This is a genomic window from uncultured Frigoribacterium sp., from assembly GCF_963515265.1.
Lineage (GTDB): Bacteria > Actinomycetota > Actinomycetes > Actinomycetales > Microbacteriaceae > Frigoribacterium.
In genome coordinates this window covers 1-6,182 of record NZ_CAUPYL010000152.1, presented here as the reverse complement: position 1 = coordinate 6,182, position 6,182 = coordinate 1, and the positions used below count along the sequence as shown (strand labels likewise).

At 73.9% G+C, this 6,182-nt stretch carries 6 protein-coding genes and 1 pseudogene; 4 read left to right on the top strand and 3 right to left on the bottom strand.

Going from position 1 to position 6,182, the window contains the following annotated elements:
* Positions 1-298: 298 nt before the first annotated feature.
* Complete coding sequence (locus tag RWM17_RS11145) at positions 299-856, top strand: NADPH-dependent FMN reductase (protein WP_314103691.1); 558 nt, start codon at positions 299-301, stop codon at positions 854-856.
* Between the two features lie 225 nt (positions 857-1,081).
* On the top strand, positions 1,082-1,651 hold the full coding sequence (locus RWM17_RS11140; protein WP_314103688.1) for a manganese efflux pump MntP family protein: 570 nt from the start codon (positions 1,082-1,084) through the stop codon (positions 1,649-1,651).
* A gap of 148 nt (positions 1,652-1,799) precedes the next feature.
* Here RWM17_RS11140 and RWM17_RS11135 read toward each other — a convergent pair whose 3' ends face one another.
* Positions 1,800-2,153 carry a PRC-barrel domain-containing protein gene (locus tag RWM17_RS11135; RefSeq protein WP_209560134.1) on the bottom strand — a complete coding sequence of 118 codons (354 nt, stop codon included), beginning with the start codon at positions 2,151-2,153 and terminating at the stop codon, positions 1,800-1,802.
* A 213-nt stretch (positions 2,154-2,366) separates the two neighbouring features.
* Between RWM17_RS11135 and RWM17_RS11130 the strand changes: the two genes are divergently transcribed.
* Positions 2,367-3,119: a gamma-glutamyl-gamma-aminobutyrate hydrolase family protein gene (locus RWM17_RS11130; protein WP_314103685.1), complete on the top strand. Its 753-nt coding sequence runs from the start codon at positions 2,367-2,369 to the stop codon at positions 3,117-3,119.
* A gap of 311 nt (positions 3,120-3,430) precedes the next feature.
* Positions 3,431-4,918, top strand: a complete 1,488-nt coding sequence (locus RWM17_RS11125; protein WP_314103683.1) for an MFS transporter — start codon at positions 3,431-3,433, stop codon at positions 4,916-4,918.
* A 300-nt stretch (positions 4,919-5,218) separates the two neighbouring features.
* Here the strand turns inward: RWM17_RS11125 and RWM17_RS11120 are convergent, their stop codons facing one another.
* Both RWM17_RS11120 and RWM17_RS11115 read right to left on the bottom strand, forming a co-directional pair.
* Complete coding sequence (locus RWM17_RS11120; RefSeq protein ID WP_233568996.1) at positions 5,219-5,881, bottom strand: response regulator transcription factor; 663 nt, start codon at positions 5,879-5,881, stop codon at positions 5,219-5,221.
* A pseudogene (locus RWM17_RS11115) lies at positions 5,878-6,182 on the bottom strand (hypothetical protein); the annotation flags it as partial. The pseudogene RWM17_RS11115 and the gene RWM17_RS11120, both read right to left, overlap by 4 nt.

Below are 6,182 nucleotides of genomic sequence, written 5' to 3'. Positions count from 1 at the left end.
GCGTCGACCTCGGCTCGCTGGCGCCGCTGTCGCCGCCCGTGCGCTTCGGGTTCGGCTCGGCGCCCGCGCGGCCCAGCCTGGTCGACGTCGTGAGCACGATCCGCCGCCGGGCCTGAGTCGAGGAGGCGCGCGGCAGCCCCGCGACGACGCGCGAGGTGAGGGTCGGCGCGCGTCCCGCAGCGGTCCTCGGGAATATCCCGCGCCTCCCGCAGGTCTCCCTCCGTGCACGTGCATGACGCGTCACCTACCCGCGTCGGACCCCGCTGCACCCACCGCACCACCTCAGCAAGGAGACCCCATGACCACCGTCCTCGTCCTCGTCGGCAGCCTGCGCGCCGGATCCACCAACAGGCAGATCGCCGAGACCGCGGTGCTGAACGCCCCCGAGGGCGTCACCCTGAGCGTCTACGACGGCATCGCGCACCTGCCGTTCTACAACGAGGACATCGACGTCGACGGCGCCCGTCCGGAGGCGGCCGTCGCGTTCCGCAGCGCCCTCAGCGGCGCAGACGCCGTGCTCGTCGTCACGCCCGAGCACAACGGCACGATCCCGGCCGTGCTCAAGAACGCGATCGACTGGGCGTCGCGCCCCTACGGCGAGAGCCAGATCTCGGGCAAGCCGGTCGCCGTCATCGGCAGCGCGTTCGGCCAGTTCGGCGGCGTGTGGGCGCAGGACGAGACCCGCAAGTCGTTCGGCATCGCCGGCGCGAAGGTCCTCGAGGACGTGACCCTGGCCATCCCCGGCTCGGTCGTCCGCTTCGCCGAGGTGCACCCCAAGGACGACGCCGAGGTCGTCGAGAAGCTCGGCGAGGTCGTGTCCGCGGTCGTGGCGTCGACGCGCAGCGACGCCGCGTAGTCGGCTCCTCGCGAGCGTCGTCGCAGGCGCGACGAGCCAACAGGAGGCGGGCGAGACCGTCGCGGTCTCGCCCGCTTCCGCGCGCGGTGGCCCGACACCCCGAATTCGGCGTCCCGAAGTTGTCTGATCAGGACTTTTCTGTCGTGAGCACCGCCTCTCGCATGCCAAGATCGACAGGTTCCGGGGCGAGGACGCCCGCCGTCGCCGCCACCGAAAGGACCCGTCGTGAGCTTCTGGGCCCTCCTCTTCATCGCCCTCGGCGTCTCTGCCGACGCCTTCGCCGTCGCGCTGGGCAAAGGCCTGCACATGCGCCGGTTCTCGGTGCGCGGGGCGGCGGTCATCGCCGTGACGTTCGGTCTCTTCCAGGCGGCGATGCCCCTCGCGGGCTGGCTGCTCGGCACCGCCTTCGCCAGCTACATCGCCGACTTCGACCACTGGATCGCCTTCGGGCTCCTCGCGCTCATCGGCGCGAAGATGCTCTGGGAGGCCTTCACGAAGGGCGCGGACGACGACGAGGACGTCGACCGGATCTCCACCCGCGAACTGCTGCTGCTCGCGGTGGCCACGAGCATCGACGCCCTCGCCGTCGGCGTGACGCTCGCGTTCCTGCCGGTGTCCATCGGCGGGGCCGTGCTCCTGATCGGCGTGACCACGACCGTCCTCACCTTCGCCGGCGTGCTGGTCGGCCACCGGGTCGGAGCTCGCTTCGGCAAGCCGGCCGAGATCGCGGGCGGCGTCGTGCTGATCCTCATCGGCACGAGCATCCTGCTCGAGCACCTCGGAGTGCTGGCCTAGCGGGACACCGGAGCACGGATCAACGGGTCGGTGCCCGGAACGCGGCTCGGGGGCCGAGATCCGGCATCGGCCTGCGCGACGCGGCGTCGGGGACGACAGGAGGCGCGGTGCCTGTCGCACCGCGCCTCCTCATGTCCCGCAGCCTGCGTCAGCGGCGGCCGAGCCGGCGCTCTCCGCCGGCGCCCAGCGCGTAGGGGAGGCCGTAGTGGGCGAAGACGTCCGCCTCCTGCGAGGCCTCGAGCTCGCCGTCGGTGTCGATGGACGGGGCGTCCTTGACGAGCTTCTTGTCGAACTGCACCTTGACGTGCTTGGGCGCGACGACCGCGCCGTCGAGCGGCACGAAGAGCAGCTTCTTGCCGACCAGGCCGGCCTGCACCGTCGCGAAGGACGGGCTGTCCGACGACGTGTCGAAGTAGACGCTCTCGAGCTGCCCGATCTTGTCGCCGGCCGGGTCGACGACCGGCAGGCCGATCCAGTCGCGCAGGTTCTCCGCTTCGAACATGACATCCCTCTCTGCTGCACGGATCAGGGCCGGCACGCGTGTGGTCGACGGTAGTAGCCCGGCGTGCGCGCGGGCCGGACAGTGCGCGGGCCGGGCAGGGCGCGCGGGCGCGCCGTGCCGACCCGTGCGGCTCCGGTCCTCGCCGCGCCGTCGAGCACTCAGGCGTGCGCGTCGCGACCGGCCCCGCCGGCGGGCTCCTGGCACGATGGCGGCATGTCCCACCTGAGTCCTCGACGCGACCCTGCGTCGACGCCCGTCCTGCTCGTCGTCGACGTCGCCGACGGCGGACGCGACGACCCCGCCTTCGAGGCCGAGCTGCGGCGCCTCACCGCCAGCGTCGTCGCCGCGGCGACCGCCGTCGGCTTCGTCGTCGACCGCGTGCCGGCGGCGCAGACGCCCCAGGCCGAGCTCGACGAGCGCCTGTCTGCGGCGGACGCGGTCATCGTCACCGGAGGAGAGGACGTCGACCCGTCCCTCTACGGTGGCGACCCCCGCGAGCCGCACCTCGGCCAGACGTTCCCCGCGGCGGACCGGGCCCAGGTCGCGATCGTCCGTCGCGCCGTCGAGGAACGCACCCCGCTCGTCGGCATCTGCCGGGGCATGCAGCTCGTCAACGTCGCGCTCGGCGGCGACCTGGTGCAGCACCTCCACGACGGCGGACACGTCGGAGATGACACCGTCGACAGCATGGTCGACCACCGCGTGCTCGTCGAGCCCGGCAGCGAGCTGGCGAAGGCGCTCGGCGCGACCGAGCTCGACGTGCGGAGCTCCCACCACCAGGCCGTCGGCCGGGTCGCCGCGGGGCTCAGGGTCGTCGCCCGCGCCGACGACGGCACGATCGAGGCGGTCGAGCACGAGGAGGCGCCAGTCTGGTGCGTCCAGTGGCACCCGGAGGACGCGGGGTCGCGCGGCACCGTGCTCACCGACCTGCTGGAGGCGGCGCTGGCCGCTCGCCGCGCTCGCTGACGGCGCACCTCCTGGCTCTGGGGCTCGTGGCCCCGAACCTCCCGGCACTGGGACTCCGGTACTGCGCCTCCGGCACTGCGGGACCGCTCGCCGACCGCGATCTTGCGGAGGGACCGGGGGGCCGTGCGACACTGGACGGACGCCCTCGTCGTGGAGTGGCCCATCCCCGAACGCCCGCCCCTCCGCCGCGACGTGCGCGCTCCGCCTCCCGACACCGCCCGCGTCATCACGCCGGGCCCTGTCGGCTGAGCGGTCCCTCGACGAGCTGATCGTCGTGCGCGCCCGGCCGGCCCGTCCAGGAAGGCCTGACCGTGCCCCAGAACTCCCCGCGTCCCGACGACACCCGCACCGGCTCCGTGGCCCTCGCCCCCGAGCCCGAGCCCGGCATGCAGACCCCGGCCCCGGCCTCGACCTACACCGGGTCCATGCGGGTGAGCGGCATCGACACCCCCGCCCCTCGTCCGACCCACGGCCACGACGGCACCCCGCACGTCCTCACCCCCTCGGCGATCGTCGGGATCGCCGTGCTCGGTCTGGCCACCTTCTTCGCCATCACGACCGAGCTGATGCCCGTCGGCCTGCTGTCGACGATGAGCGAGGACCTCGGGGTCACCGAGTCGCGCATGGGCGTCGTCATCACGGTCTACGCCCTCGCGGTCGCCCTGCTCGCGCTGCCGCTGACGTGGGTGACGGCGCGTGTGCCGCGGAAGGCCGTCCTCGTCGCGACCCTCGGCGGCTACACCGCGTCGAACCTGATCGTCGCGCTCGCCCCGAACTTCGAGACGGTCTGCGTGGGCCGCGTCGTGGGCGGCGTCGCCCACGCCCTCTTCTTCTCCGTGGCCTCGGCGTACGCCACGCGCATCGTCCCGCCCCGGCTCGCGGGCCGGGCCATCGCGTTCGTCTACTCGGGCAGCTCGCTCGGCTTCGTGCTCGGCGTGCCCCTGGCCACGGCGGTCGGCGACCACCTCGGCTGGCGCTCCGCGGTCTTCGCCGTGGCGGTCGCCTCCGCCGTCCTCGCCGTCGTGGCGCTGGCGTTCCTGCCCGCGGTCCGGGGCGAGTCGTCGCCGCACCTCGGCTCGGTCGCGGCCTGGGCCCGTTCCGGCCTGCTCGCCGTCGTCGTCGCCGACCTCCTCCTGTTCGCGGGGCACTACGTGGTCTACACCTACGTCGGCCCGTACCTGATGACGGCCGGACTGGGCGACGACGCGGTCGCGCCTGCCCTCCTCGTGCTCGGGGTCACGGGCATCGTGGGGCTGCTCACCGCCGGGGCCTTCGTCGACCGGGCGCCGCGACAGACGCTCATCGCCGCCGTGGCCGTCATGGCGCTGGCCCTCGCCGCCCTGCCCCTCGTGCACGGCTCGCTCGTCGGGACCTTCGTGGTCGCCGGGCTCTGGGTCGCGGCGAACGGCACCACCGGGACCTTGTTCATGGCGGCGGCGATCCGCACCGGAGGCGTCAGCCCGGACATCGCCGGAGCTCTCGTCAACGCAGGCTCCAACGTCGGCATCGCGGCTGGGGCCGCGCTGGGAGCACAGGTGTTCGGCACGGCCGGGCTCGGCCTCGGCGCGCTGCCGTTCGTCGCCGCCGTCGTGGTCGGGGCGAGCCTCGTGGTCGTCGTCCTCGGTCGTCGGGGCTTCCCGGTCTCGGGACACACGCAGTCGACCCTGTCGACGTCGAGCCTCCGCACCATCACGTCGTCCGTCTCGGTGGTGACGGCGTCGATCGCGACCGTGCAGGCGGCCCGCACGGGCTCGGTGCCGACCGGGCCCGCGGTGCGCGGCGGGCGTCGGAGCAGCTAGCCCCGGTCGGGGTCCGACGGTCGCCTGCCCAGGCCTCCCGTGCTCGGCGCCACCGCGGAGCGGCCCTCGTGTCGAGGACTCAGGCAGCAGCGCCCTCGAGCGTGCCTGATCGGCGGCGAGCACGACGGGCACGGCGTCGTCTCCTGATCGCTCGACGCGGTCGAGCGGAGCGGCCCTCGTGTCGAGGACTCAGGCAGCGGCGCCCTCGACGGGCTCCGACCGGCGGCTCGCGCTCCCTCGGCGTCGTCGCCTCCTGATCGCTCGACGCGGTCGACCGCGAAGGGCGCCCGCCGCCCGGAGTCAGCCCCCGGCGAGCCCGTTCTCGTAGGCGAAGATCACCGCGTGCACCCGGTCGCGCGCGTCGAGCTTGGCCAGCACCCGTCCGACGTGCGTCTTGACGGTCGACTCGGACAGGAAGAGCTCGCGGGCGATCTCGGAGTTGCTGAGCCCCCGTCCGATGGCGACGAGCACCTCGCGCTCGCGCTCGGAGAGCAGGTCGATCGAGGAGGCGCGGCGCACGCCCGCAGGATCGGGCAATCGCCCCCGGTACAGGTCGATCATCGCGCGGGTGACGCGCGGCGACACGATGGCGTCGCCCGCCGCCACGGTGCGGATCGCGGCGACCAGCTCGGCCGGGGGAGCGTCCTTGAGCAGGAAGCCGCTCGCGCCCGCGTTCAGGCCGCCGAAGGCGTACTCGTCGAGGTCGAACGTCGTCAGCACGAGGACGCGCGCCTCCGGGCGCGCCGCGACGATGCGGCGAGTGGCCTCGATCCCGTCGAGGGCGGGCATGCGCACGTCCATCAGGACGACGTCGGGCCGCAGCTCGGCGTCGCGCTCGACGGCGGACAGGCCGTCGGCGGCCTCGCCCACGATCCGGAGGCCGGGCTGTGCGCCGAGCACCATGGCCATGCCGGCGCGCAGCAGGTCCTGGTCGTCGACGAGCATGACGGTGATGTCGGTCACGGTGCCTCCTCGGGCGAGTGGTCGGCGTCGGCGTCGGCGGCCGCGGCGTCGGCGTTGGCCGTGTTCGTGGTCGTGACGGACGGAGCAGCTGCTGCGGCACCCGGGTCGGGCACGACGAGCCGCAGCCGCCAGCCGCGACCGCCCAGCTCGTCTCGCGGCCCGGCCTCGAGTCTGCCCCCGTAGAGCGCTGCGCGCTCCCGGAGCCCGACGAGCCCACGCTCCGTCCCGACGGAGGCAGCGGGGACCGTGCCCTCGCCGTCGTCGACGACCTCGACGGTCAGCTCGCCGAGCCCTCGTCCGT